General features: G+C 71.1%; 22 protein-coding genes. 4 read left to right on the top strand and 18 right to left on the bottom strand.

All coding sequences use genetic code 11. From position 1 onward, the window contains the following. Nucleotides 1-10: 10 nt before the first annotated feature. The 6 genes from OG624_RS36830 to OG624_RS36855 form a co-directional block, all read right to left on the bottom strand. Nucleotides 11-1,054 carry a cytochrome d ubiquinol oxidase subunit II gene (locus OG624_RS36830; protein ID WP_033216045.1) on the bottom strand — a complete coding sequence of 348 codons (1,044 nt, stop codon included), beginning with the start codon at nt 1,052-1,054 and terminating at the stop codon, nt 11-13. Continuing rightward, nucleotides 1,051-2,538: a cytochrome ubiquinol oxidase subunit I gene (locus tag OG624_RS36835; protein WP_326749795.1), complete on the bottom strand. Its 1,488-nt coding sequence runs from the start codon at nt 2,536-2,538 to the stop codon at nt 1,051-1,053. Before OG624_RS36835 ends, OG624_RS36830 begins: the two co-directional genes overlap by 4 nt. 31 nt (nt 2,539-2,569) lie before the next feature. Further along, complete coding sequence (locus tag OG624_RS36840) at nt 2,570-3,364, bottom strand: SDR family oxidoreductase (RefSeq protein ID WP_051762978.1); 795 nt, start codon at nt 3,362-3,364, stop codon at nt 2,570-2,572. 213 nt (nt 3,365-3,577) lie between these two features. After that, a complete protein-coding gene (locus OG624_RS36845; protein ID WP_371640424.1) occupies nt 3,578-5,158 on the bottom strand; it encodes a GMC oxidoreductase in 1,581 nt (526 codons plus the stop codon). A 132-nt stretch (nt 5,159-5,290) separates the two neighbouring features. Further along, a complete protein-coding gene (locus OG624_RS36850; protein ID WP_326750492.1) occupies nt 5,291-6,205 on the bottom strand; it encodes a cyclase family protein in 915 nt (304 codons plus the stop codon). 153 nt (nt 6,206-6,358) lie between these two features. After that, nucleotides 6,359-7,168, bottom strand: coding sequence for a M15 family metallopeptidase (locus OG624_RS36855; RefSeq protein ID WP_371640910.1), 810 nt, complete (start codon nt 7,166-7,168; stop codon nt 6,359-6,361). A 229-nt stretch (nt 7,169-7,397) separates the two neighbouring features. On the opposite strand from OG624_RS36855, the gene OG624_RS36860 reads away from it, so the two are divergent. Then, nucleotides 7,398-8,138 (top strand): hypothetical protein, encoded by a 741-nt coding sequence (locus OG624_RS36860; RefSeq protein ID WP_051762787.1) that lies wholly within the window; start codon nt 7,398-7,400, stop codon nt 8,136-8,138. 30 nt (nt 8,139-8,168) lie between these two features. Here OG624_RS36860 and OG624_RS36865 read toward each other — a convergent pair whose 3' ends face one another. The 4 genes from OG624_RS36865 to OG624_RS36880 all read right to left on the bottom strand — a co-directional run bounded on the left by OG624_RS36865 (nt 8,169) and on the right by OG624_RS36880 (nt 14,471). Beyond that, nucleotides 8,169-11,066, bottom strand: a complete 2,898-nt coding sequence (locus OG624_RS36865; RefSeq protein WP_371640425.1) for an NHLP bacteriocin export ABC transporter permease/ATPase subunit — start codon at nt 11,064-11,066, stop codon at nt 8,169-8,171. A gap of 1 nt (nt 11,067) precedes the next feature. Next, nucleotides 11,068-13,326, bottom strand: a complete 2,259-nt coding sequence (locus OG624_RS36870) for an NHLP family bacteriocin export ABC transporter peptidase/permease/ATPase subunit (RefSeq protein WP_078909054.1) — start codon at nt 13,324-13,326, stop codon at nt 11,068-11,070. Continuing rightward, nucleotides 13,323-14,129, bottom strand: a complete 807-nt coding sequence (locus OG624_RS36875) for an HlyD family efflux transporter periplasmic adaptor subunit (RefSeq protein ID WP_033216050.1) — start codon at nt 14,127-14,129, stop codon at nt 13,323-13,325. Before OG624_RS36875 ends, OG624_RS36870 begins: the two co-directional genes overlap by 4 nt. 102 nt (nt 14,130-14,231) lie before the next feature. Continuing rightward, entirely contained in the window at nt 14,232-14,471 is a 240-nt protein-coding gene (locus tag OG624_RS36880; protein ID WP_033216052.1) for a hypothetical protein, read from the bottom strand. 566 nt (nt 14,472-15,037) lie between these two features. Here OG624_RS36880 and OG624_RS36885 point away from each other — a divergent pair. Then, nucleotides 15,038-15,778 (top strand): class I SAM-dependent DNA methyltransferase, encoded by a 741-nt coding sequence (locus OG624_RS36885; protein WP_033216054.1) that lies wholly within the window; start codon nt 15,038-15,040, stop codon nt 15,776-15,778. On the opposite strand, the gene OG624_RS36890 is transcribed toward OG624_RS36885, so the two are convergent. Next, nucleotides 15,775-16,800: a COX15/CtaA family protein gene (locus OG624_RS36890; protein ID WP_371640426.1), complete on the bottom strand. Its 1,026-nt coding sequence runs from the start codon at nt 16,798-16,800 to the stop codon at nt 15,775-15,777. The two genes, OG624_RS36885 and OG624_RS36890, sit on opposite strands and share 4 nt — an antisense overlap. Before the next feature lie 172 nt (nt 16,801-16,972). Between OG624_RS36890 and OG624_RS36895 the strand changes: the two genes are divergently transcribed. Then, nucleotides 16,973-17,803, top strand: coding sequence for a hypothetical protein (locus OG624_RS36895; protein ID WP_371640427.1), 831 nt, complete (start codon nt 16,973-16,975; stop codon nt 17,801-17,803). Nucleotides 17,804-17,861: 58 nt separating this feature from the next. Here OG624_RS36895 and OG624_RS36900 read toward each other — a convergent pair whose 3' ends face one another. From OG624_RS36900 to OG624_RS36915, 4 genes are all read right to left on the bottom strand, one after another. Continuing rightward, a complete protein-coding gene (locus OG624_RS36900) occupies nt 17,862-18,566 on the bottom strand; it encodes a hypothetical protein (RefSeq protein WP_158711753.1) in 705 nt (234 codons plus the stop codon). Nucleotides 18,567-18,870: 304 nt separating this feature from the next. Continuing rightward, nucleotides 18,871-19,266 (bottom strand): hypothetical protein, encoded by a 396-nt coding sequence (locus tag OG624_RS36905; protein WP_208869301.1) that lies wholly within the window; start codon nt 19,264-19,266, stop codon nt 18,871-18,873. Between the two features lie 268 nt (nt 19,267-19,534). Beyond that, nucleotides 19,535-19,975 (bottom strand): hypothetical protein, encoded by a 441-nt coding sequence (locus tag OG624_RS36910; RefSeq protein WP_033216064.1) that lies wholly within the window; start codon nt 19,973-19,975, stop codon nt 19,535-19,537. Between the two features lie 310 nt (nt 19,976-20,285). Then, entirely contained in the window at nt 20,286-20,627 is a 342-nt protein-coding gene (locus OG624_RS36915; RefSeq protein WP_033216066.1) for a HopJ type III effector protein, read from the bottom strand. A 195-nt stretch (nt 20,628-20,822) separates the two neighbouring features. On the opposite strand from OG624_RS36915, the gene ligA reads away from it, so the two are divergent. Then, nucleotides 20,823-22,871, top strand: a complete 2,049-nt coding sequence (gene ligA, locus OG624_RS36920; protein ID WP_033216068.1) for an NAD-dependent DNA ligase LigA — start codon at nt 20,823-20,825, stop codon at nt 22,869-22,871. Between the two features lie 306 nt (nt 22,872-23,177). Here ligA and OG624_RS36925 read toward each other — a convergent pair whose 3' ends face one another. The 3 genes from OG624_RS36925 to OG624_RS36935 are packed head-to-tail and all read right to left on the bottom strand — an operon-like array spanning nt 23,178 to nt 25,294. Beyond that, nucleotides 23,178-23,657, bottom strand: a complete 480-nt coding sequence (locus OG624_RS36925) for a S1 RNA-binding domain-containing protein (RefSeq protein WP_371640428.1) — start codon at nt 23,655-23,657, stop codon at nt 23,178-23,180. A gap of 50 nt (nt 23,658-23,707) precedes the next feature. Continuing rightward, complete coding sequence (locus OG624_RS36930; protein ID WP_033216072.1) at nt 23,708-24,238, bottom strand: hypothetical protein; 531 nt, start codon at nt 24,236-24,238, stop codon at nt 23,708-23,710. A gap of 39 nt (nt 24,239-24,277) precedes the next feature. Beyond that, nucleotides 24,278-25,294: a helix-turn-helix transcriptional regulator gene (locus tag OG624_RS36935; protein ID WP_371640429.1), complete on the bottom strand. Its 1,017-nt coding sequence runs from the start codon at nt 25,292-25,294 to the stop codon at nt 24,278-24,280. Nucleotides 25,295-25,341: the final 47 nt, after the last annotated feature.

Here is a 25,341-nt window from a genome sequence, read left to right on the forward strand (position 1 = left end):
CGGCGGTGCGTCAGCTCTCGGGCTCCGGGCCGCCCCGGCGCAGGTCGGCGTCCGTGAGGGGTTCCAGTTCGCCGCGGGTGTCGAGCCGGTACAGGAAGGCCACCGCGGGGAAGACCAGGACCGCGGCCACGACGGTCACGATGAGCAGCCAGTGCAGGGTGCTCGGCGCGCCCGCCGCCTCGGCCACCGTCAGCCGGCCGGGGATCAGATACGGGCGCTGCGCCACGCCCCACGCGAGCACGGCCGAGGCCATCAGGACGACGGCCGCGGGCCGGGACCACGCCCCGGAGGTCCGCAGCAGCAGCCATGCCGTGACGAGGGTGGCCACGACGGCCAGGACGACGAGGACGAGTCCGGCGCCGTGGCTGAGGCCGTGCCACAGGTGGGGTGCGTCGCCGTGGGCGACGATCAGCGTGACCGCCCCCAGCACGGCGAAGACGGCGAGGGCGACCAGGGCCCGCCGCCGGAAGTAGGCGTGCAGGTCGGGGGCTTCGTAGCGGACGGCGTCCGCGGCCAGGAACACCGCCCCGAGCAGAGCCGTGCCGACGACGGCCAGCAGGCCGAAGAACACGGAGGTCGGGTTGAACCAGGCGTGCGCCGTCGGCTCGGTGCCCGGTCCCACCCGCCCCGAGGCGATCCCGCCCGCGGCGGCGCCGAGGAAGAACGGGGTGAGGAGCGAGGAGACGGCGAACACGGCGCCGTAGACGCGCCGTCCGGCGATCCTGCGGGTGGGTTTGCGCAGTGCGAAGCCGGCGCCGCGCAGCACGATGCCGATGGCGGCGAGGGCCAGGGGCAGCCACATCGCCGAGAACACGGTCTGGAAGAACACCGGGAACCCGGTCCACATGATGACCAGGACGAAGATCAGCCAGACGTTGTTGACCTCCCAGACCGGGGCCATGGCGTGGTCGATGAGCCAACGGGGGCGCTTGCCGCGCTCCGCGCCGCCCGCCGTCAGGTCCCAGAAGCCCGCGCCGTAGTCGGTGCCACCGGCGCAGGTGTAGGCGGCCACCGCGAGGAGCAGGACGGCGGCGACGACACCGGCGGCGGTCACGGCCTGCCGTCCTCGGTCGACGCGGTGCCGTCGCCGTTCCCCGGAGCGGGGGCGTCGCCGGCCGCGACGGCGGAGCGTGGGCCGTAGGGGGTGTCGGTCTCCGGTGTCGCCATCGTGCCTGCCTCGGCCCTTCGTTCGTCGTCCAGGCGCCATCGGGTGCGCATCTTCAGGAGTACGGCCAGGAACGAGCCGAAGATGAAGACGTACACGACGACGACCAGCCCGAACATGGTCCACAAGGAGCTGGAGCGGGCTCCGGTCACCGCCTCGGCGACCCGCATGTTCTCGTAGACGATCCACGGCTGGCGGCCCACCTCGGTGGTGATCCAGCCGCACTCGACGGCGATGACGCTGGCCACGCCGGCGCAGGCCGCGCTGCGGTAGAACCACGGCGAGGCGGGCAGCCGGCGGCGCCGCCACCAGACGAACGCGTACCAGACGACCAGCAGCAGGAGCACCGAGCCGATGCCCACCATGATGTCGAAGGTCCAGTGGATGAGGGTGGCCTGGGCGACGGTGGGCCGGTTCTCCGCCGGTACCGTCGCCAGTCCGTGGACCTCGGTGTCGGGGCTGAAGCCGGCCAGGATGGAGTCGAGTTGGGGAATCTTGATGCCGCCGGTGACGGTCCCGTCGGGGTGGAGGCGGCCGAAGAGGTACTCCGGGACGTGCGTGTCGGTGTTCCAGACGATCTCCATCGCCGCGAACTTCACCGGCTGCTTCTGGAACACCGCCCGGGCGATGGCGTCGCCCAGCATGAACTGGACGGGGGTGAACACCGCCGCGACCGTGAACGGCACGGTGAAGCCGAGGCGGTGATAGCGGTCGCGGCGCCCGCGCAGCCAGCCGGTGGCGTACACGCCGGCCACCACGAACCCGGCGGTGACCAGCATCGCCACGACGAAATGCCAGTACTGCGGCCCGAACATGGGCGTGAAGATCGCCTTGCGGACGTCCACGTCCACGGGGTTGCCCTCGGAGTCCAGGGAGAAGCCCTGGGGCGTGTTCATCCAGGAATTGGCCGCCAGGATGCCGAAGGCACCCAGCAGCGCCGTCACCGGTAGCGGCAGCCCGAGCAGGAAGTGGGTCCGGGCGGGCAGGCGGCGCCATCCGTAGAGGTAGATCGCGATGAGGACGGCCTCCAGGAAGAAGGCCCAGGCCTCGACGCCGAAGCCGATCCCGAACACATCGCCCCACCGGCCCATCAGCCCCGGCCACAGCAGGCCGAACTCGAAGGACAGGACGGTGCCCGTGACGACGCCGATGGCGAACTGCACCGCCATGACCGCAGACCAGCGGCGCGCCAGCAGCAGGGCGGTCGCGTCGCCGCGCCGCAGCCCGTAGCCGTGCATGATCAGGGTGATCAGCGGCAGCGCCACGCCCATGGGTACCAGGATGATGTGCGAGGCGAGCGTGAAGGCCATGAGCGAGCGGGCCGGAAGCATCTGCGGCGGTGCCTCCGCCAGCAGGTGGAGCGTGGTGTGCATGCGTCCCTCCCCGGGGTTGCGTCGATGGAGGTCAGCCGCCGGTGGCGAAGCCCGGGAAGAGGGTCATGCCGCCGTCCACGTAGAGCGTGGCGCCCACCACGTAGTCCATGAGGTCGGAGGCGAGACCGACGGCCGCGTGGGCGATGTCCGCCGGATCGCCGACCCGGCCGTACGGGATCAGCTTGAGCAGGTCCTGCTCGGCCTGCTCCGTGTCCCAGGCGCTGCGGTTGATGGGCGTCCGGATCGCGCCGGGGGCGATCGCGTTGACGCGGATCTTCTTCGGGGCGAGCTCCTGGGCCAGGGTCTCCATCATCATCTGCACCCCGCCCTTGGAGGAGGCGTAGTTCACGTGCCCGGCCCAGGGGATGATCTGGTGCACCGAGCTCATGCAGATGATCTTGCCGGCGGAGCTGGAGACCTCCGGGACGACCCCGCGCCGCAGGAACTCCTTCGTCGCCTCGCGGGCGCACAGGAACTGTCCGGTCAGGTTGACGTCGATGACCTTCTGCCACTGGGCGAGGGTCATCTCGGTGAAGGCGGCGTCCCGTTGGAGTCCGGCGTTGGCGACGAGGATGTCGATGGTCCCGAACTCCTCGACCATGCGTTCCGTCATGGCCACGACCTGGGCCTCGTCGGACACGTCCGCCTCGTACGCCACCGCACGCACCCCGAAGGAGGCGATCTCCTCGACGACCTTCTCGGCCTCCTCCCGCCCGGCCACGTAGTTCACGACCACGTCCGCCCCGGCCCGGCCCAGGCCGATCGCCGTGGCCTTGCCGATCCCGGAGTTCGCACCCGTCACCAGTGCCTTCTGGCCCCGGAGCAGGTGCGCGGGGATCACACCCCGGGGTACGCCCTCGGTGGAACTCACGGCGGACTGCCTCCTTCGCACCGCCACCCCGTGCCGTCGGGGTGACGGCACCCCGGCGGGTCCGGCGTCACCCAATCACCGTGTCCGGGGCGCGGCGGCCCCCTGCGGTCCGCGTTGCGCCACCCGGACCAGGATCTTCGCCCGGTCGGCGGTGTCCCGAGGCAGGGGTCAGCCCATGCGTTCCAGGAGGTGGTCGCCCACCCGCAGGGCGTTCGCGATGGCCGTCAGCGACGGGTTGACCGCGCCGATGCTCGGGAAGAAGCTCGTGTCGACCACGTACAGGTTGTCCAGGTCGTGCGCCTTGCAGTTGAGGTCCAGGGCCGACGACGCCGGGTCGGTGCCGAACCGTACGGTGCCGGCCTGGTGCGCGGTCGCCCCGATCGGCATGCCCTTGTGCAGGTAGAGGCTGTGGTCCAGCAGGTGGTGCTCGTGCATGCCGAGGTGGCCCAGCATCTTCTGGAGCTTGTGCCGCAGCCGCTTCAGCCCGGCCGTGTTGTGGGACTCGTCGAGCGCGAGGTGGATGCGGCCGTCACCGTCCAGGGTGACGCGGTTGTCGGGCAGCGGCAGGTCCTCCCCGCACAGCCAGAAGTCCACGGCGTGGTGGGCCATCACCTCGAAGGGCATGTCGGGGGTCACCGCGCCGGCCCAGCGCGGGGCCTCGCCGTGGATCTGCTCGGCGTCCGACTTGCCGAGCATCTGGATCCCGCCGAGCGGGTAGTCCCAGTCGTCGGCGCCCAGGTACCAGTCGTGCAGGGCCAGGGTCTTCTGGAACTGCGTGTCGTTCGGTTCCCTGGAGATGGCCATCAGGGCCAGGTTGTTGTGGCGCATGTAGTGCCGCCCGACCACGTCCGACGTGTTCGCCAGCCCCCGCGGGTGCCGGTCGTTCGCCGAAGCGAGCAACAGCGCCGCCGAGTTGACCGCGCCACAGGCCACGACCACCAGATCGGCGGAGAACCGGGCCTCCTCGCCGCCGTCGAGGCGGGCGACGACCGAGCTGACCGTGCGTCCCGTCGGGTCGGTCTCCAGCCGCACCACGTGGGCGTGGGTGACCATCTCGACGCCCGGATGCTCCAACGCGGGCTCCACACAGATCACCTGGGCGTCCGACTTGCCGCGGACCAGACACGGGAAGCCGTCCACGCGGTTGCAGCGGATGCAGACGCTGGACGGGGTGGCCCGGCCGGCCGCGTCCTGGACCAGGTCCACCCCGATGGGCAGGTGGAAGGGGTGCAGGCCCTGCTTCTCCAGGTCGTCGCTCAACTGCTGGATCCGCGGCTCGTGTTCCACCGGAGGGTGGGCGTACTGGGCGCTCGCCGGCCCCTCCGTGGGGTCCTCGCCATGCCGGCCGTGCACCCGGTAGAGGTGCTCCGCCTGGGTGTAGTACGGCTCCAGGTCCTCGTACCGGATCGGCCAGGCCGGGGAGATCCCGTCGTGGTGGCGCAGCTCACCGAAGTCCTCCGGGCGCAGCCGGAACAGTGCCGCGCCGTAGAACTTGGTGTTGCCGCCGACGTAGTAGTTGACCTCGGGCGGGAACTCGCGGCCGTGCCGGTCGAACCAGAACTCGGGAGCCCGGTACTTCCCCTTGACGAACACCGCCGTGGAGTCCCAGTTGTCGCGTTCGCGGGGGAGATAGCCGCCGCGTTCGAGGATCAGCACCCGCTTGCCGGACGGGGCGAGCCGGTGGGCGAGCGTGCCGCCACCCGCTCCCGTTCCGATGACGATGACGTCGTAGTGCGGAGCGTCGTTCAACCGGATCACCGTCCTCGACTCGCGGTGCCGCCGCCCGGGCGGGCCTGTCGCGGCAGTGTCCCCTTTCGAACGTAACCGGCCCCCGCCGGTGCGGCACCCGGGGGTGGGGGAGCCGGACACCGGCTGCGGGGGTCACAGGACGGCGATCGGGTTCACCGGGGAGCCCGTGGCCCCCGGCAGCCGCAGCGGTGCCACCGTGCACAGGAACCGCCACTGCCCGAGCCCCGCGCAGGCGTCGGACAGCTCGTCCAGGTCCAGGTAGTCCATCAGGTGCATGCCCAGGGCGTGCAGGGCCAGGACGTGCACGGGGAAGGAGACACCGGGCACCGGGCTCGGGGCCGTGTCGTTGTTGCCGTCCGAGCCGAGGACGGCGACCTGCCGCTCGGCCAGCAGCCGCATGCACGCCGGATGCAGGCCGGCCCGGGAGTGCGCCGCGTCCCACGCGCCCCTCTCCTGGCGCCGGCGCCGGTGCCCGACCCGTACGAGCAGCAGGTCACCCGGACCGATCCGCACGCCCTGGGCCTCCTCGGCCGCCAGGAGGTCGTCGACGTCCACGAAGTCACCGGGCTCCAGCCAGGGGACCCCGCGCAGCCGCGGGACGTCCAGCAGGATCCCGGGGCCGACGATCCCGTCCCGCACCAGGTCCAAGGTGATCCCCCGGGCCCCACCCGCCGCCAGCCGGCTCTCCGGGATGCCCTCGTGGAGCTCGCCGTCGAACACGACATGACACAGGGCGTCGAGATGGGTGTGGGCGTCCCCGTGCACGTTCATGGCGAACCGGTCCAGCGCGAAGTGCACCCCCGGGGTCCCGGTCTCGGGCGGGGTCGGGGCGGTCAGCCGGTAGACGGCGGGTTGCGGATCGTCCGGCCCCGGCTGGGTCTCGATCGGGGCCGCCAGCGACAGGGTGCGCCCGTGACGCACGCCGGCGGCGGCGGCGACCACCCGTTCGGCGGTCAGGTGGGCGAGGGCTCCGCGCCGGTGCTCCGCGTGGGTGGACGCCTGCCGGCGCAGCTCGGCGTGCAGGGACCGGAAGGCCGCCTCCGTCATGAAAGGCGACACCGTCCGGTCGGGCGTCGGGTCGTCATCCGTCACGCGGGTCTCCCGGTCTGCCGAGGGCCTCGCCTCCACTGTCCGCCGCCCCCGCGTCCCCTGCATCCCGAACGCCGCGCCTCAGCAGGCCCGCACCGGCGCGCGGCGTCCTCAGGGGCGGTGTCCGGAGACAGACCGGTATGCGACGGGGAAGTCGAAGTAGGTGTCGGGGAACAGTTCCGGCTTGTGCGTGAAGTGCCACCACTCCTCGGGCAGGTTGACGAACCCCTCCGCCGTCAGTGCCGACCTCAGCAGGTCCCGGTTCGCGCGCTGCGCTCCCTGGACCCGCGGGTCGTCGGTGTGCGACAGCGTGTCGAAGCAGTCGAAACCCGTGCCCATGTCCACCGAGTTGTCCGGATACCGCTCCGCCCGGGGCGCGTAGCAGGGCACCGACTCCTGCCCCGGCCGCGGCCGGGGCGCCGGAAACGCCGGCAGCCGTACCAGCGTCACGTCCATCGTGCTGCCCCGGCTGTGCCCCGACTTCTTCGCGATGTAGCCGTCCTCGAACAGCCGGGACTTCTCGACACGCGGATAGAACTCCGCCTTCCGCCGCTCGTCGCCGAGGTCCTGCGCCCACCGTACGAAGTGGTCGACCGCCCGCTGCGGCCGGTAGCAGTCGTACACCTTCAGCGAGTACCCCTGGCGCAGCAGATTGATCTGCGCCCGGTGCAGGGCCTGCGCGGCCGGGCGGGTCAGGAGGCAGACGGGCTGCCGGTAGCCGTCGACCGGCTCGCCCACGAAGTTGTGCGGACGCACGTACCGCATCTCCTGCATGATCGTCGGGTCGACCGCGCTCAGTGCCACGAACGCACTCGGAGCCTTCTCCTCCGGCGGCGGCGCGCTCGCCCCGGCGGTGGCGGCCCCGGCCGTCATGAGCGCGGTGACGGCGGCCGTCACGGCCACGGCGAGACGTGCCCTCATCGGCGGTAAGGACGTGGAACCGGTCATCGGACCCTCCATCGGCGGTGCTGCGGGGGACATGATCGGGCACCATGCTGCCCGACGCGGCACCCGTCCCGGCCGGGTCCGGCCGAACTCACCCGAACTGCGCCCGCCGCGACGCCGTCCTACGCTGATCAGGTGACCGGCCGCGCCGGCGGAGCGGTGCCGACCGCCGCCGGTGGACGCAGCCCGAGGGAAGTGATGCCCGATGTCCGCACCCAGGGCGGCAGCGGCCCGCCGCGTGACCGTCGGAGCCGCCTGCTTGCTGGTGCTCGCGAGCGGGGGCGTGGCCCGGGCCGACGACAACGGCATCGCCGACGACAGCCCCCAGGCCATCGCCCAGGCCTCGCGCGAGGCCATGGCCGGGGTCACCTCCATGCGCATGGTGGGCAAGGTGACCAACACGTCCGGCACCACCGCTCTCGACCTCCGGTTCGACGAGCAGGGCAACTGCGTCGGCACCGTCACGCCCCCCGGCGGTACCGGCTCGGCCGACATCGTCAAACGCGGCGACGACGTCTGGATGAAGCTCGACGACGCCCTGCTCAGAGCCCAGGCACCGGGTCCCGCGGGGGAGGACGCGGTCGCGCTCATCAACGGCCGCTACCTGCACGGCACCACGGACAGCGTGCAGCTGCGCGATTTCGCCCAGCTCTGCGACCTGGACTTCTTCAAGAAGGAGTTCTCCTCGAAGCCGCCGAGCGAACAGCTGGTCAAGGGCGCCCGGACCACCGTCGACGGCCGGCCCGCCATCACGGTCACCAGCCGGCGCGACGGCAGGACGGGCACGTACCAGGTCTCCACCGAGGACGAGCCGTACCTGTTGCGGGTCCAGGGCACCGACGCGTCCGGCGAGCGGGTGGCGGCCACCTTCTCCGCCTTCGACGAGCCCGTCAAGGCCACACCCCCGGCGCCCGCCGACTCGGTCGACCTGACCCAGCTCCGGTGACCGGACCGGTCGGCCGGCGGGTTTCGTGCGTCAACGCAGTTGCCGACGTACCAGCCCGTGGAAGAGACCCGTCGTGTCGGCCAGCAGCGCGGCGGGCGAGCCTTGCTGCACGATCCGGCCGTCCGACATCACGATCACCCGATCGGCGTCCATGACCGTCGAGAGCCGGTGGGCGATCACGAGGCGGGTGGCCCGCAAGGCGCGCGTGGACTCGATGACCACCCGCTGGGCCTCGTTGTCCAGCGCGCTGGTCGCCTCGTCGAGGAAGAGGACGCGCGGCTTTCGGATGAGGGCCTGGGCGATCATCAGCCGCTGGCGCTGGCCCCCCGAGACGGTCCCGCCCCCGTCGGACAGGATGGTGTGCATGCCCATCGGCATGGCCTTGATGTCCTCCGCGAGGCCCGCCATCGCGGCCGCCTCCCACGCCTCCTCCGGTGAGAACGTCCCGGCGCCGCGGATGCAGTCGAGGATCGAGCCGGTCAACGGCTGGGCGTTCTGCAGCACGACCCCGCACTGGCGGCGTACGGCCGCCCGGTCGAGCGCCGCCAGGTCCTGGCCGTCGTAGAGCACACTGCCCGAGACGGGCCGGTCGAAGCCGATGAGCAGGCGCAGCAGGGTCGACTTGCCGCAGCCGCTGGCCCCGACGATCGCGACGAACTCGCCCGGTCCGATCCGCAGGCTGACGTCGTCGAGTACGAGCGGGCCGTCGTCGGCGTAGCGGTAGGACAGGTTCTTGGCCTCGATGGCGCCGGTCAGCTCCCCGGGGCGCGTACTGCCGCTGTCGACCTCGGGGATCTCCCGCAGGAGCGGCCGGATCTGCTCGAACATCGGCAGCACCGCGGCGGCCGAGATGAGCGCCCCGGTCACCTGCGTGACCGACGACAGCAGCATCGTCAGCGCGGTGCTGAAGGTGAGGAACTCACTGGCGGACATGGCGCCGCGGGCGGGACCGGCCAGCAGTACGAACATCACCAGCGTGCACAGCGGCAGGTAGACGGCGCCCAGGACCGTGAGGACGTTCTGGGTCCGGCCGATCCGCTGGTGCAGCTCACGGGTACGGGCGAACTCCCGTGCCCAGGCCGCGTACGCGAAGCTCTCGGCGGCGGCGACGCGCAGCTTGGGCAGGCCCCGCAGGGTCTGGAAGGCCTGGTTGCCCAGCCGCAGGCCGAGCGTGTTCAGCCGGCGCTCGTACCGCAACTGCCACAGCCCCAGGCCCAGGAAGACCACCGCGATCACGACCAGCATGGCCAGCGCCGCCAGCGCCAGTGGCACGCTGTGGACGAGCAGCAGCGCGAGGCTCACCGCGCCGACCGCGCCCGCCTGTACGCAGACCGGTCCGATGCCGGACAGCACACGGCGCATCGCGCTGATGCCCATCGCCGCGCCGGCCAGCTCGCCGGTGGAGCGACCGGCGAAGAACGTCGCCGGCAGCCGCAGCAGCCGGTCCCACACGGCCGGTTGCAAGGTGGCCTCGATCCGGCCCTCCATGCGCAGCAGGGAGGTGTTCTGCAGCAGCATGAAGACGGCCGAGACCACGGCGGTCGCGCCCAGCGCCACCCCGGTCCGCACGATCAGGCCGGTCTCGCCCTGCGGAACGTACCGGCCGAGGACCTGACCGGTGGCGACCGGCACCAAGGCGCCCAGCACCACCGCGACCAGTCCGCCCAGCAGCAGGCTGCGCAGCTCGGGGAAGGTGCCGCGCACGCTGAAGCGGAGCAGCGCGGGCAGACCCACCCGCCCGTCGGGCAGGGGGCGGTACAGCATGACGGCGCGCGGTTCGAAGGTGGCCGCGTCGCCGCTGTCGACGCGCTCGCGCCGGCCGGTGGCGGGGTCGACCGCCTCGTAGCCGCCGCGTCGCCACAGCAGGGCCACGGGCGCGCCGTCCTTCACGCGCCGGCCCACCAACGGCCCGCTGTTCTCCCGCCACCAACGCCCGCCGAGACCGACCGCGCGGGTGCGGATCCGCGAGGCGAGCGCGATGCGTTCGACGGGATCCACCTGCTCGGAGGTGGTGCCCGACCCACCCGGTGCGGTCAGGGTGATGCCGGCCGCGCCGGCCACGAGGCGACACGCGGCGAGGGTCGCGTCGACGTCCCCGCCCCGATGGGAGTCCCGGCCGCCGGAGCGGACGATGGACGCGAGCAGGGTCCGGTTCGCCTGGGTGCGGGCGGCCCGGCCCGCCTCGATCCCGGCCGCGGTACGGTCCTCGTGCGCCCGCTCGAGCTGTTCGATCCAGTCGTCGAGGGCGTACAGCAGCCGGTACTGCTGGTCGACCATGCCCTGCCACATCGCGGCGTCGACGAGGAGGGTGCCGACCGCCTCCGCCTCGTACACGGCGCCGTACTGCACGCTGCCGGGGGTGATCCGCATCCACAGGATGTCTTCGTCGGCCCTGCCGTGCCCGGTGGTGGCGGTGCCGTCCAGCGGCGCCTCGTAGAGCACGCGCAGACCGCGGCCGATGCCGCGCGCGAAGGCGTCCTCCAGCGGGCTCGGCCGTCCCGCGGCGGCCGAGCCGTCGTGCCCGCCGTCGGTGTGCCACGGTCCGGCGTGGAACCCGGCCCCGTACTGCGGGTACTGCGGATACTCCGTGCGTCGCAGTTCCCGCAGTTCGACGCGGCGCAGTCGGCAGCCCTGCAGGGGGCGGCCGACCAGGGTGTGGTCCGGGCCCTCGGCCGGACCGAGCAACAGCGTGCCCGGCTCCAGCCGGCCCAGGAAGTGCCAGTGCCCCGACTGCGCGGCGTCCACGGCGAACAGGTCCAGCTCGCCCTCCACGACCAGCCACAGGACGAGCGGTCCTTCCAGGGGGAGGCTGCCCACCCCCGCGCAGTCGACGGGCGTACCCAGCGCCCCCAGAGCCGCGACGACGGGGTCCGGCGCCCCGCCCGACGGGCCGGAGGCGGCGGCTGTGGTGTGGTGCGCGTACGTCACCTCAGTGCTCCTTGACCAGTGCGGCGTACGGTCCCTGCGCGGCGACCAGACGATCGTGCCGTCCGCGCTCCACGACCGTGCCCCGGTCGAGGACGACGATCTCGTCGCTGTCGCGGACCGTGCTCAGCCGGTGGGCGATGACCACGCAGGCGCAGCCGCGGCGACGCAGATTGTCGATGATGATCTGTTCCGTCACCGCGTCCAGGGCGCTGGTCACCTCGTCGAGCACCATGACGCTGGGGCGGCGCACCAACGCCCGCGCGATCTCCAGGCGCTGGCGCTGGCCGCCGGAGAAGTTACGGCCGTCCTGCTCGACGCGGCTGTGGATACCACCGGGCCGGCGGGCCACCACCTCGTGCACGGCGGCGTCCTGGAGGGCGGCGACGACGGCCTCGTCCGTGAGGGAGGGGTCCCACAAGGTGACGTTGTCGCGGACGGTCCCCTCGAAGAGGAAGACGTCCTGGTCGACGAAGGACACGGATGCGGCCAGCGCCCCGCGCGGGATGTCCTCCAGCCGCATCCCGTCGATCCGGATGGCCCCGGCCCACGGGGCGTGGAGCCCGGAGACCAGCCGGGAGACGGTGGACTTGCCACTGCCGGAACCCCCGACGAGTGCGACCTGCTGCCCCGGTCCGACCGTGAGCGAGAAGTCCTGGAGCAGCGGGGCGTCCAACGGGTTGTAGCCGAAGGTGACGCGGTCCAGCTCCACATGGCCCTTGAGGCGACGGGTGGAGGCCGCGGGCTCGCGCCGTGAGTAGACCCGGTCGACCGGGAAGTTCTCGACGTCCTCCAGCCGGGCGATGTCGGCCGCGAAGTCCTGGATCCGGCCGGCGACGCCACCCAACCGGGAGATCGGGGCGGTGAAGCTGGTCACCAGGGCCTGGAAGGCGACGAGCAGGCCCACCGTGAGATGTCCCTCCACCGCCCGCAGGCCACCGATCGTCAGGATCAGCGCGCTGTTGAACGCCGCGAGCGTGGGCGCGACGATCGCCAGCCAGGCGCTGGGCACGCCGAGCCGCTGCTGCACGTCGAGGGTGACCGCGTGCTGTCCGGCCCAGCGCCGGAAGAAGCCGTTCTCGCCGCCCGTCGCCTTCATCGTCTCGATGAGCTGGAGACCGCTGTAGGCGGTGTTGGTCAGCCGGGCGCTCTCGGCACGCAGCTTCTGGGTACCGGTGGCCCGCAGCCGGATCGCGATCCGCAGCGCGACGACGTTGAGCAGCGCCACGGCCACACCGACCAGGGTGAGTTGCGGATCGTACGTCCACAGCAGCACCGCGTAGAGCACGACGACCACGGCGTCCACGCCGGCGGCGGACAGGTCCCGGGCGAGGGTCTCGGCGACCGCGTCGTTGGACTGCAGGCGCTGGACCAGATCGGCCGGATTGCGCTGGGAGTAGAAGGTGACCGGAAGCCTCAGCAGGTGCCGGAAGAAGCGGGCACTGCTCAGCGTCGAGGAGATGATCCGCCCGCGCAGCAGGTTGGCCTGCAACAGCGCGGTGAGGGTCGCGGTGAGGACGAGGGCGACGGCCATCGAGGCGAACAGCACCCCCAACAGGGACGTCTGCTCGCCGATGAGGAACATGTCGATGTACGTACGGCTCAGGGCCGGCACCGCCACGCCGACGGCGACCAGCAGGAGGCTGGCGACCACGGCGGCGGCCATGGTGCCCGAAGTGCCCCGCAGCCGCGACGGTACCGCCCCCATGACGCCGGGCCTGCGGCCACCGCGCCGGAACCCGTCGCCGGGCTCGAAGACGAGGACGACCCCGGTGAAGCTGGTGTCGAACTCCTCCATGGGGACGAACCGGCGGCCCTTGGCGGGGTCGTTGACGTACACGCCCCTGCGGCCGAGCCGCCGGGTCGTGCCCTCGTAGACGACGTAGTGGTTGAACTCCCAGAAGAGGATGGCCGGGGCGTTCACCTCGGCGAGCGCGGCCAGGTCCATCTGCATGCCCTTGGCCGTCAGCCCGTACCCACGCGCGGCCTTGAGGAGATTGCCGGCGCGGGAGCCGTCGCGGGAGACGCCGCACGCGATGCGCAGCTCTTCGAGAGGGACGAAACGGCCGTGGTGACCGAGCACCATGGCCAGGGCGGCGGCGCCGCACTCCACCGCCTCCATCTGCAGCACGGTGGGGGTGCGTACGGGGCGGGGGATCCGGCCCCTGGGCACGGGCACGGGCGCGGGCCTGCGGCGGGAGCCGCCCTTCGGCTCGGGGCGGTGGCGCCGGCGCCCGGCGGGAGTCCGGTGCGGGGCGGTCACGGCAGCAGCCAGTCGACGGGGCGCTGCGCGGCGAGGTGGACGGCGCCGGTGACGGGAGTCCTCGAATCGACGGCGTACGGGGGCCCGTCCGCGGAGGACCACCGGTAGCCGGAGGGGGTGGAGGCGGAGCGTTCGAGCCGGACGACCACGGCCACCGGGCCGCCGTGGCGGGAGAACTCTTCGGCGAGCCCGCCGTCCCCGAGGAACCCGCCGATCTGCGCCCGGGTCAGGGTGGCACGGCCGACCTCCGTGACACGCCCGCGCAGCGTGCCGAACCGCTGCTGCGGGACGGACCGGACGTTCAGGTCGACCGCGGCGCCCACGGCGATCGTCGAGCCGCTGCCGCCGGGCACGTACAGCACGGCCACCAGCGGGTCCGCGGGATCCTTCACACGCTCCACGGTGGCCACGTCACCGCCCATGGCGATGACCGAACCCACCTTGGCGACCAGCGTCGTCAGCCGGCCGCCGGTCACCACGCGCACGGGCCGTTCCCCCTGCTCCGTACGGACGTTGAGCACGGGCGCACCGGCGGTGAGCAGCTGGCCCTCCTCGGCGAGGACCGCGGTCACCTGTCCCGCGATCGGTGTCTGCAGTACGTAGCTGCCCTCGGCCCGGGTGAGGATGCCGGGCGCGCTCAGCTTGGACGACACGGTCCCGGTGCAGGCCCAGTAGGTCGCGGCGGCCATGACGGCGAGCGTGACGGCCAGAACCAGTCGACCTTGCGGGCGCGCGAAGCGAACGGGCAGGTCGAATTCCTCGGGCGATTGCAGCTTGGAAAGAGCCTTTTGGCGAAACTGCACGGACTGTTCCTTCAACTGCACACATATGGTGGGGCATGTATACGGACGGCCGAGAACCCCGGAGCCGTGGGGGACGCTCCGGGGTTCACGGGTATTTCCCGATCAGAGACCGGCGCGACCGGCGTTCACCGAAACACCGGTGATGCCCGTGACGAGGCCGGGGACGTGGGAGACGATGCCCGTCGCGGTACGGACGGTGTCGAGGGAGCCCACGAGGCCCACGACGTTGCTGACATCGCTGGTCACGGCGCCGGCCAGGCCACCGGACACGCTGATGATGCCGCCGGATACGGCGTCCAGCTCGGTGTCGTCGATCTCACGGGTCTCGATGTCGTTACGCATGGCGCGCACCTTTCATTGGGGGGAGGAATTCATCGCGGCGCGGTCGGCGGCACGAAACTCGGCCGCCGTTCCGGACTGCTGCGATGAGCAAGATGAAAGCACGCGAACGGGCCCCTCACCCAATCCCGTTGACTTCCCGTCACGGGTGGACGGGCGCCTCCGTCGACGGACGTGCAGCTTGATTCACCGAATGGTGGCGACTTCTTCACAGAATCGAGTAACAGATACGACCGACGCGCTGCTTACATGGAGCGAAGCGGGGTGAATAGGGACCAAAACGGCAGTTAATATCCGGCATATCGCTCCGCTGGGGAGGTCGCTTGTCGAGTTCGCGAACGCGATGTGCAGGTTTTCGCAGGACGCGCGGGGTGATGACCCCGTCACGTCCCGTGCGCACGGGGGAGGGGGGAAGGCGCTTCGACGGCGGGATCACCGCAGGTGCCCGACGGCATCGTGGGCATGTTCCGCACCGGAGTGCCATGGACCGGGCCGCCCGAGACCGCAGGTGCCGCGGAGAACGTAAATGCCTCGACAGCGTCCGGCGCCGCCCGGCAGAGTGGCCGTCCGTGACCAGCAGCGAACTGTGGACCCGTGAGACCGCCGACCGCTACGACGCCGAGGAGACCGAGACGTCCTCGGCCGCCGTTCTCGGACCGACTCTCGCCTTCCTCACCGAGCTCGCCGGGGACGGCCGGGCGCTGGAGTTCGCCATCGGAACCGGACGGGTGGGCGTCCCGCTCCGCGAACGCGGCGTGCCGGTGGTGGGCATCGAACTCTCGGAGCACATGGCGGCGGTACTGCGGCGCAAGGTCGACCGGAGCACACTCCCGGTCACCATCGGGGACATGGCCACGACCGTCGTCCCCGGCGCGTTCTCCCTCGTCTATCTCGTCTACAACACCATCACGAACCTGCTGACCCAGGACGAGCAGGTCGAGTGCTTCCGCAACGCCGCACGGCATCTGGAGCCCGGCGGCCGCTTCGTCATCGAGCTGGGTGTGCCGCCGTTGCGTTTCCTGCCGCCCGGCCAGGTCGCGGTGCCGTTCGACGTCTCCGAGCACCATCTCGGCTTCGACACCTTCGACCTGGTCGAACAGATCCTCGTCTCGCACCACTTCACCCGCGACGGCGACGACGGCCGCTACCGCCGCGAGAACTCCCGCCACCGGTACGCCTGGCCGGCAGAGCTCGACCTGATGGCACGGATCGCCGGGCTGGAGCTGGAACGCCGCGTCGCGGACTGGGACGGGGCCCCGTTCACCCAGGACTCGACGAAGCACATCTCCGTGTGGCGCAAGCCGACCTAGGCGCGCGTCGCGGCGCTGTCCGCACGCGACAGCGGGGCGGCTGCCGGCGGACCGGGACGACGCCCGAAAGCGACCCTCCGGACCGTGAGATGCACCTGAAGCACTCCGGTCCACACGAGAGCCGAGCCCAGCAGGTGGAGCATCACGACGAGCGAGGGCAAGGCCGTCAGCGACTGCACGACCCCGACCGCACCCTGACCCAGGAGCACGGCGAGGAAGATCGCTGCCTTGCGCCGCGCGGCACCGAGGCCGTCCCGGGGCAACAAACGGAACAGCCCTCCGGCCAGGACCAGGACCACCCCGGCCAGCACGCCGTGGACCACGGTCACGGCCGTCCAGTCGAAAGGCATGCGCGCCACGTCGGAAGAGTCACCCGCGTGCGGTCCGGAACCGGTGGCGAGCGTACCCACGACCACCAGCAGGGCCGTCACCGCGACCAAGGCTGCAGACAGCGACCGGATCCGGGCTGCGAGCCCCGGCGCGAGCGGTGCCGCCACAGCGTGCGGGGCACCCCAGCTGCCCTCCTGGGGGATGTCGGCGTCGGCGTCGGCGTACGCCGCGTGCCAGGTGTACACCGCGGCGGTGAGCAGCAGCGTGGCGGCGAGGAAGTGCGCGGCGACGATGTACGGGCTCAGCCGCATCCACACCGTCACTCCGCCGACGACCGCGTTGAGGACGACGATCCAGAACTGCGCCCAGCCTCCCCGCAGCACCGCGGGCATCGGCTTCTCCTGGAGGCGCGCGGTGACGATGACCCAGCCCACCACCGCGCACAGCGCCCCGGTCAGCAGCCGGTTGCCGAATTCGATGACGCCGTGCACGCCCATCTCCGCGGTGGGGGCCAGCGTCTCTCCCGTACACATGGGCCAATCGGTACAGCCGAGACCGGAGCCGGTGACGCGGACGATTCCACCGGTCACGATGATCGCGATACTCGCCACGACCGAGCCCAGGGCGGCCGGTCGGACGCTTCTCGCCCCGAGCGAGTACCTGCCGGCGAGCCATGAGAGCGGAGTTCGCACGATCAGCCTTCCCTGGGGGACCTTCGACGCGCACTGCGCGGAACCTCAGCCTACGTCGCGTGTCTTGTCCGGTCCGGCGGGGTGTCCCCAACCGACGGAAGGGCCCGGATCGATCAAGTCCCTTGCGCCCGAAGGCTCCTGAGCGCCGGACTCCACCCTTACCATCACGCGCATGTCGATCACTTCCCGCATACCCGTTCTCCACGCCGGCAAGGAAACCGTCGCGCTCGTGGAGAACGACGCGCTGCTCGTGCGCCGTCCGCACGAGCAGACGCACATCCCGTTGAAGGCCATCAGCCGTGTGCGCGCACAGGGGCAGTCCGTCACGATCGAGCTGACCGCCGCCCCGACCACGGATATGACGCACGTCCACCGGGTCTGGGACGTGGTGGATGCCGACGGCGTCGCCTTCGCCGCCGCCGTGAACGCGGCGCTGCCGGAGCGGACCGAGGAGACCGAGGCGATCGACGGCGCGGACCTCGTCTCGGGCGAGCGCCTGTACCAGCCGAGTTATCGGAACTGGCTTCGCGGCATGAAGCGCGGCGCACTCGTCGCGACCCTGGTGGCCATCGGCGCGTGCGTGCTCGTGGGTTCCACGGGAAGCCCCGCCGCCATGATCTTCATCATCCCGTTCAGCTTCTTCGCGATACCGGCCCTCGCCTTCGGCACGTTCCTCGCGTACGCCCCGGTCGAGGAGCGGTACCTACGCAAGCACGGCGTCAGGACGGCCGCCGTCCGACTTCAGGACCAGCCCGGCCTGTACGCGTACACGGATCCGGGCGGCGTGGTCCGCACCGTGCGGCACTCCATCCCGACCTGGAGCATCGAGGCGGCGTACGACCCGCGCGACCCCGGCCGCGTCCTTCCGCTGCGATCTCGGGGGCGGCGCATCCGGGACGCCGTTCTGGTCGCCTTCATCCTCGGTGTCGGGCTCCTCTTCGCCGGCGGGGCCGTCGCGGCGGTGGTCGGAGCCTTCCTCGGCCAGTTCGACAGCATGACCTGAGGTGCGCCCACGGGCAGCGCATCGGCGTCGGTCGCCCCCTTTCCGGGACGACCGGTGGTCAGAGCTTCGCTTCCCGGTGGGCGTGATGGGCGCTGCTCTCCACCTCGGCGAGCAGGTCCGTCCGGGTCGGCTCGGCCATGCCCCGTGTCTGCGCCCAGGTACGGGCCATGTCGAGGCCCTGGCTGCGCAGCCGTTCCGCGCGGGCGGGTTCGGGGGTGTTCTTCAACTCCTGGAGCCAGGTGGCGGTGAGCCGGCCGACCGGGGTCGACGGGTCCGCCCGGTGCGTCTCTTCGTCGAGCAGGCCTTCGTGTACCGCGGTGTCCCATGTCCGGGCCGGTCCGGCGTCCTTGCCCCTGGCCGTCTCGGCGATGCCGTCGAGGACACCGAGGGCCCGGGCGTTCTTCGTCGGCTGCAACGAGAGGTCTACGCCGGTCGCGTCCGCAGGGACGGCCGCGAGCTGCGCAGCTGCGGTGTGGGTCTCCGCCATTCGCAGCAGGGCGTATGCCTGGGGATCCACCGCCACCGCGCGCAGGGTTTTCGTGAGCACGTTGTTCCAGACCGACAGGTGGTACGTACCATCGGCTTCCCAGGGCGACTTGTTGTCGCCCGCGTTCACTATGTACTCGTTGTCAAGACCGGCGAGCATCTCATGTACGTCGGGGGCGTAGTCGGCCAGGGCAGTGGCAAGGGGCACCCTCAATGCGGGGTCGATCTCGATCTCCTGCGACTGCACCCAGCCGAGCGCAAAGACGACATCCTTCATCGCCTGCGCCTGCGCCTGGGTGTGACGCCCCGGTTGGCTGCCCGCAGTCGCCTTGACGATCGCCTCTCCGAGCGCCGCGCAGCTGATCCCGGGGTGGACAGCAGCCCCCACCGACTTTCGTACGCTCTCGTTTTCGGCCAGGCCGTTGCAGGGTGGGGACGTCTCGTGCCCGAGGAGGAACCAGGTTCCGAAGGCGCCGAGCAGGGCCAGGCATATTCCTGCCCCGGCCCACGCTTTCACTGGAACGGCTCGGCGTTCCGTGCTCCCCGTCATCGACGTCCCACTTCGCTCTCTCGCTGCCAGATCAGTTGGTCGTGTCGGTCAGGTACTTGTGTGCTGTTTCAGTACCGCGGTTACGCCCTTCAAGGACGTCGCGGCTGTAGTCCTGAATGAAGCTCTCTTGGATCTCCGGCCTGTCCTCGGCCCACTCACGGATCATGATCGGCAGTTGGTTGTTGACCTCAAGGTACTCATCCGCAATCCGGGGGTTGACCTTGGCGTCGACCTCTCCCTTCATGCGGTTGCCCCACTCCCAGGCCCAGGTGTCGACGCCGCGCTGGATCGCGTCGCCGAAGGCGAGCGAGACGCCGCCGGCCGTGGTGAAGTACATGGGGGTCACCGCGCCGCCGATGACGTGGTAGGCGAGCTTCGCCTTCCAGTCGGCCTCGCTGTACCCGGCCGTCCGGCCGTCGTTGATCACGTCCTCCCGGATGGAGCTCATGACGCCCAGAGCGGTGCCGGCCTTGTTGATCGGGTTGGTGACGTCCGGTCCCTGTGCTTCCTTGGGGATCTGTTCCAGGGAGAGGTCGATGTAGCGGGACTCCGCCTTGTGGAGCGTTCCGTAGGCTTCCGCAGCGGTCCTCGACCTTCTTCAACTCGGCGGCCATCGAGTCCCACTTACCGGCGGCCGCCGTGAGCAGGCCGAGGTCCGTGGTCATCACTTCGTAGTACGTCAGCACCTGCTACCCCTAAACCCCGTGGAGGCCCGACCGGCCGATCGGTCGGAACCGGTCACCCAGGCCGATGTCGTTGCGTACGACGAGACCGAACGTTCCGCGCAGCTGGACCTTCTCGGCTCCCAGGCGGCCCATCAGGGCCTTGACCTGGCCGTCCCAGGTCTCCGCGACCTTCTTGAGGCCCGGAGCGGTGTCCCAGCCCTCGAACCCCTTCACGGCCGTGTTCGTCGCCTCGTCCGCGTGCTCCGTGGCGGTCCTCGTCCTCGGCTCCAGCTCGTTCTGGATCGTGTCCGCCGTCGCCGACTTCTCCGCCGGTGTCGACGCGAAGGTGGCCGAGCCGCCGGGTGCCGTCGGCCCTGCGGGAGCCCCTGTTCCGTTCAGCCGCATGTCCACCCGCCGGTCGGCCGCGTCGTCGCGCAACTGACCCCACTCCTGGTCGAATCCCCCCGGCATCCACTTCTCCCCGTCGGCGCAACACGATCACCTGTATGGCGTAGGCCCAGGTCGGGCGCGGCTCGGGCCGCAGGAGATCTCCGACCTCGCGCGAGGCGGTACGTCGACACGCCTGCGCTCCCCGACGCCCGGCACCGGCGGCACCGTTGTGGCGACCCCCGACCGGAACCATGACCCCTGGTCAGCCTGCATTCCCGTTGATGATCTTGTCTATGGGTGCCGGCACCCATATCCCTCCCCGACACGGGGGCTGCCGTCACGGCAGCCCCTCACCGGGCCGGGTACACCCCGCTGCCGGTGCCGCCGGTGTTCAGCTCGTGCGGGTCAACGGCTGCCCCGCGAAGCTCACCCCGGCCAGGCCATGGGCCATGAGGTTGCGGATGTTGCCGTGATCGGTGTCGTTCGGCGTCTCCAGCACGCTGCGGTAGTGCTCGCCGAACGCCTGCAGGGCTTCCTGGTCGCTCAGCCCCTCCAGCAGGGCCAGCCCCAGCGTCTTGCAGGAACCCTCGTTCTCGCCCGCGGCGTTCTCCAGCTCGCCGTTACGGAACGCCTGCGGCTCGTACGCGTAGTGCGCGGCGACGAAGGCCAAGGTGTCGGCGAACACGTGTTCACCCGACGCAAGGCTTGCCCGCAGCTGGTTCAGTTCGGTCATCTCGGTTCCCTCGGGTTGGACGGACGATCCGAATGCCGTCCGTGACCGGGGGACGATAGCCCCTGGAGGCCGGCCGGTAGGAATCGGGCCACATGTCGGAACGGGCGGCATCCGCGCAGGTCACGAGGGGCGCCGGATGATCCGCCGCGACCCGGCTGCGGCCCGGGCGGTGCATTGTCGGTGCCGGGCAGGATGATGACTCCCATGACCGAAAACAGTGCCCTGCTCTCTCCCGCCGCCTACGTGGAGGCCGTGACCACCGCCGTGGCGGCCTCGGCCGCCTACTACGGCGACGGGACCACCCCGCTCGGCGACGACGAGTACGACGGGCTGCTGCGTGCCATCGCGGCCTACGAGGAGACCCACCCGGACGAGGTCCTCGCCGCGTCGCCGACCGGGAAGGTGGCGGGCGGGGCCGTGCAGGGTGACGTCCCGCACTCGGTGCCGATGCTCTCCCTCGACAACGTCTTCGACGCCGATGAGCTCGCCGAGTGGGCCGCGGGGCTGGAACGGCGTCTCGGGCACCCGGTGGCCGGATGGTGCGTGGAGCCGAAGCTCGACGGTCTCGCGGTGGCCGCCCGGTACCGGCGTGGTCGGCTCGTCCAGGTCCTCACCCGCGGCGACGGCTCGGCCGGCGAGGACATCACCCACGCCGCCGACGCCGTCCTCGGTCTGCCGCCGGTCCTGACCGAGCCGATCGACGTCGAGCTGCGCGGCGAGGTGCTGTTGACGACCGCGCAGTTCGAGGAGGCCAACCGGATCCGGCTCGCCCACGAGGCCACGCCCTTCGCACACCCGCGCAGCGGCGCCGCCGGCACCCTGCGGGCCAAGGACCGCCCCTACCGCATCGAGCTGACCTTCTTCGCCTACAGCGCGATCGGCCTGGACGACCTCGGCCACGTCGCCCTGCTGCTGCGGCTGGCCGCGCTCGGCGCGAACACGGCGGCGAGCACGGCCGTCGCCCCGATGCGATGCGAGACCGTGGAGCAGGTGCAGGAACGTATCGACATGATCGCCGGGCTGCGCGGAGACCTGCCGTTCGGCATCGACGGTGTCGTCGTCAAGGCCGACACGGCCGAGGACCAGCGGCAGGCGGGCAACGGCTCGCGCGCCCCGCGGTGGGCGGTGGCCCGGAAACTGGCGGCCGAACACAAGGTCACGCGCCTGCTGGCGGTGGAGTGGAACGTCGGCCGGACCGGGATCATCGCCCCGCGCGCCGTCCTGGAGCCGGTGGTCATCGACGGGGTGACGGTCACCTACGCCACGCTTCACAACCCGTCCGACATCACCCGCCGCGGGCTCATGATCGGCGACCAGGTGTTCGTGTACCGGGCGGGCGACGTGATCCCCAGGGTCGAGGCACCGCTGGTCGACCAGCGCACCGGCACCGAGAGCCCGATCGCCTTCCCCGAGGTGTGCCCCCGCTGCGGCGACGCGATCGACACCTCCGAGCAGCGGTGGCGGTGCGTGCGCGGCCGGAGCTGCCAGGCGGTGGCCTCCGTGATCTACGCGGCCGGCCGGGACCAGCTCGACATCGAAGGCCTCGGCGGCACGCGCGCGATCCAGCTGGTCGAGGCCGGTCTGGTCGATGACGTCGCCGACCTGTTCACGCTCACCCGCGAGCAGCTCCTGGGTCTGGAGCGGATGGGTGAGACCAGCGCCGCCAACCTCCTGGCCGCGATCGAGACCGCCCGCGGGGCCGCGTTGAGCCGGGTGTTCTGTGCCCTCGGCGTCCGCGGCACCGGACGTACGATGTCCCGCCGGATCGCCGCGTACTTCGGCTCGATGGATGCGATCAGAGCGGCCGACGCGGACACGCTGGCCGGCGTCGACGGCATCGGCACCGAGAAGGCCCGCGTCATCGCGGCCGAACTCGTCGAACTCGCCCCGCTCCTCGACAAACTCCAGGCCCAGGGGGTCGGTACGCAGATCACCGAACCGCAGAAGCCCGAGGCCGACGGAGACGACGGCGAGGACGCCACGGGCGGCCCGCTGGCCGGACAGGCCGTTGTGGTGACCGGAGCCATGACCGGGCCCCTCGCGGAGTTGTCCCGCAACGAGATGAACGAGCTGATCGAGCGGGCCGGCGGGAAGGCGTCGTCGTCGGTGTCCAAGCGCACCACCCTCGTGGTGGCGGGCGAGAAGGCCGGCTCCAAGCGCGCCAAGGCCGAAGAACTGGGCATCCGTATCCTCGACCCCGAGGAATTCGCCGCCCTCGTCGCCGACCTCCTCCCCACCCCGTAGCCGTCGCCGCCCCCGAGGGCCGGCGATACCGGCCCTCGGAACTCCTGACCGTCCAGGACCGCCCGGACCACGAAACGGTGACTGCAGGACTGGCACGATGCGGGACGCAGGCCGCGGCCGGCAGCGCGAAGCGGCATCGTCATCGACGGAATCCTCCGCCGGGTAGGCGATCCTGACGGCTCCCCACGGCCCGACGCCCCCCCCGCAGGCCACCCCGAATTCGGTGGCGGGTCCGGTCGTCGCCCGCCGGACGAGCGCTGCGTGACAGTACCCCTCGCGGCCCACAGCTGAACCAGTGCCGGTCCGTCACCGGACCAGCGTCAGTGAGACGGTGCGACGCGTGAAGTTGATGTCGGTGATCTCCACGACGACTTCGTCCCCGACGTGCGGCAGCGGGGCGGGGTGGTCGGTGTCGGGAGCGTCGAAGGCGGACTTGTGGAGCAAGCCTGCAATGCCTTCATGTACGTGGACGAAGACGCCGAAGGGGACGACCCTGGTCACGCGGCCGGTAAGCACGCGGCCGAGGTGCGTACGAGCGAAGTCCTTGAACGGGTCGCACTGCAAAGCCTTCAAGGAGAGGGACATCCGGACCCGGTCCGGATCGATGTTCAGGACGACCACCGTGACCTCCTGGCCCACCTCGACCACGTCCGCCAGACGGTCGTAGTGCAGCCAGGACATCTCCGCCACGTTCACCAGGCCATCGACACAGCCGCCGAGATCGACGAACGCGCCGAAATCGGCCAGGGAAGACACCACACCCTTGCGTACCTGGCCCTGCTGCACAGTCCGAAGGAAGGCTCGACCAGCCTCGCTTGTCGCATCGTCCATGCCGTTCAGCCTTCCGCGTTCATGATCAGCCGGCGCAGTTCGGAGGCGGAGGCGGGGGCGAGCCGGTAGATGCCCTGGAGGCTGACCGAGCGAGTCAGCCGGCCGTCCTCGATGTACTTCAGCGTCCGCTCGCCGCGGCGCGAGGTATAGGTCAATCGCTCCAGAAGATCCGGCGGCACGGTCGTGCCGAACGAGAGCGGGGAGCCCGGCGGGCCGGTCAGCACCTCGGTCACGCAGCCGGCTTTCAACGGCCGCCAGTCCAAGAGCTTCGCGTAGTCGTCGTCGTGGAGCACCGAGCCCGCGTCCTCGTACGGGATGATCCGGGACACCTCCATCGAACCCAACACGTGGAGCCGGGTGCGCAGGACCCGCACGGGGTAGATCAGATCACCGGACCGCACGCCCGCCCGCCGGAAACTCGGCAGCGACTGGTGCGGTCCGCCGAACAGCATCGTCAGCCTCTGGCCGGCGTAACCGGACCGCTCGAGCTCACGGCACAGATCATTGGTCCACAGAGTCGTGTACGCGTTCGACATACCGGAACCGTACCCAGGCCCACTGACAGGTCGAACGGCTCATTCATGCGAAGGATCGAGGTTCTCCGCGTCGGCGATGGAGGCCCACCGGCGTATGAGACGGCGGCATGCGTGGACGAGCTCGGGTGGGTGGAGCTCGCTGAGTTCGGTGTCGAAGGTGGCGAGGATGCCGGCGATGCCGGCCCAGGACCAGGCGCCGAGAGTGAGCCGGCAGTACTCGGAGTCGAGGTGTTCCACGACGGAGCCGCCCGGTGCCCAGCGGGCCACGATGTGAGCGGGCAGGTTGAGCCGGGCGGTGCCGGTGCACTCCCAGACGGCGGGGGTGTCGCCGCGGTCGTGGGTGCTCATCACGAAGTGGGCGAGGTCGGGGTGGGGAAGCGCGCGGGCGGCGAAGCACTGTGTGGTGGGGCGGGCATGCAGTCGATCGACGCGGCGCACGCGCCATTCGTCGTCGGTGAGGTCATAGGCGACCAGGTACCAGCGGGCGGCCCAGTAGACCAGATGGTGTGGCTCGATGCGGTGGGCGGGCAGGTGGTCGGGGTCACCGGGTTCGGGGCGTGTGCCGTCGGGACGCAGTGTCTCGGTGACGAGCAGGTGGCGGTGGCGTACCGCGGTTCCGACGGCGGTGAGGGCGGCCGGGTCGATGGGGGGCGCGGGGAACTCCCAATAGTTCTGCAGCCGAGTGAGGCGCAGGGATTCCATGGATGCGCGCAGCGCCGGGGGCATGACCTGATGCAGAGCCGCCAGTGCCCGCGCCGCGTCGTCCCTCAGGCCGAACATCGCGCTCGGCGCGGTCTGCAAGGCCACCGCGACCGCGAGGGCCTGGTCGTGGTCGAACAGCAGCGGCGGCAGGGTTCGCCCGGTCCCGAGCCGATAGCCGCCGTCGGGGCCGTGAACGGTAGCGATCGGGTAGTCGAGCGCGCGCAAGGTTTCGATGTCGCGGCGGGCGGTGCGCTCGCTGGTCCCGAGCCGGCCGGCGAGCTCGCGCAGCGACCACTGCCGTCCTGATCCGAGCAGAGACAGCAGCCGCAACGCCCGGTGTGAGGTGTTCGCCATCTGCCCACCCTGACACCGGTGGTGGCCACTCGGTGTCCACCACCGGT

This window comes from Streptomyces virginiae (assembly GCF_041432505.1).
Taxonomy (GTDB): Bacteria; Actinomycetota; Actinomycetes; order Streptomycetales; family Streptomycetaceae; genus Streptomyces; species Streptomyces virginiae_A.

Bases quoted from the DNA above. Each gene is read 5' to 3' on its own strand.
- OG624_RS36855 (WP_371640910.1), bottom strand. From the start codon at position 7,168: ATGAGGGCACGTCTCGCCGTGGCCGTGACGGCCGCCGTCACCGCGCTC.
- OG624_RS36900 (WP_158711753.1), bottom strand. From the start codon at position 18,566: ATGAAGGATGTCGTCTTTGCGCTCGGCTGGGTGCAGTCGCAGGAGATC.
- OG624_RS36935 (WP_371640429.1), bottom strand. From the start codon at position 25,294: ATGGCGAACACCTCACACCGGGCGTTGCGGCTGCTGTCTCTGCTCGGA.
- OG624_RS36930 (WP_033216072.1), bottom strand. From the start codon at position 24,238: ATGTCGAACGCGTACACGACTCTGTGGACCAATGATCTGTGCCGTGAG.
- OG624_RS36850 (WP_326750492.1), bottom strand. From the start codon at position 6,205: ATGACGGAGGCGGCCTTCCGGTCCCTGCACGCCGAGCTGCGCCGGCAG.
- OG624_RS36895 (WP_371640427.1), top strand. From the start codon at position 16,973: ATGTCGATCACTTCCCGCATACCCGTTCTCCACGCCGGCAAGGAAACC.
- OG624_RS36910 (WP_033216064.1), bottom strand. From the start codon at position 19,975: ATGCCGGGGGGATTCGACCAGGAGTGGGGTCAGTTGCGCGACGACGCG.
- OG624_RS36835 (WP_326749795.1), bottom strand. From the start codon at position 2,538: ATGCACACCACGCTCCACCTGCTGGCGGAGGCACCGCCGCAGATGCTT.
- ligA (WP_033216068.1), top strand. From the start codon at position 20,823: ATGACTCCCATGACCGAAAACAGTGCCCTGCTCTCTCCCGCCGCCTAC.
- OG624_RS36915 (WP_033216066.1), bottom strand. From the start codon at position 20,627: ATGACCGAACTGAACCAGCTGCGGGCAAGCCTTGCGTCGGGTGAACAC.
- OG624_RS36880 (WP_033216052.1), bottom strand. From the start codon at position 14,471: ATGCGTAACGACATCGAGACCCGTGAGATCGACGACACCGAGCTGGAC.
- OG624_RS36860 (WP_051762787.1), top strand. From the start codon at position 7,398: ATGTCCGCACCCAGGGCGGCAGCGGCCCGCCGCGTGACCGTCGGAGCC.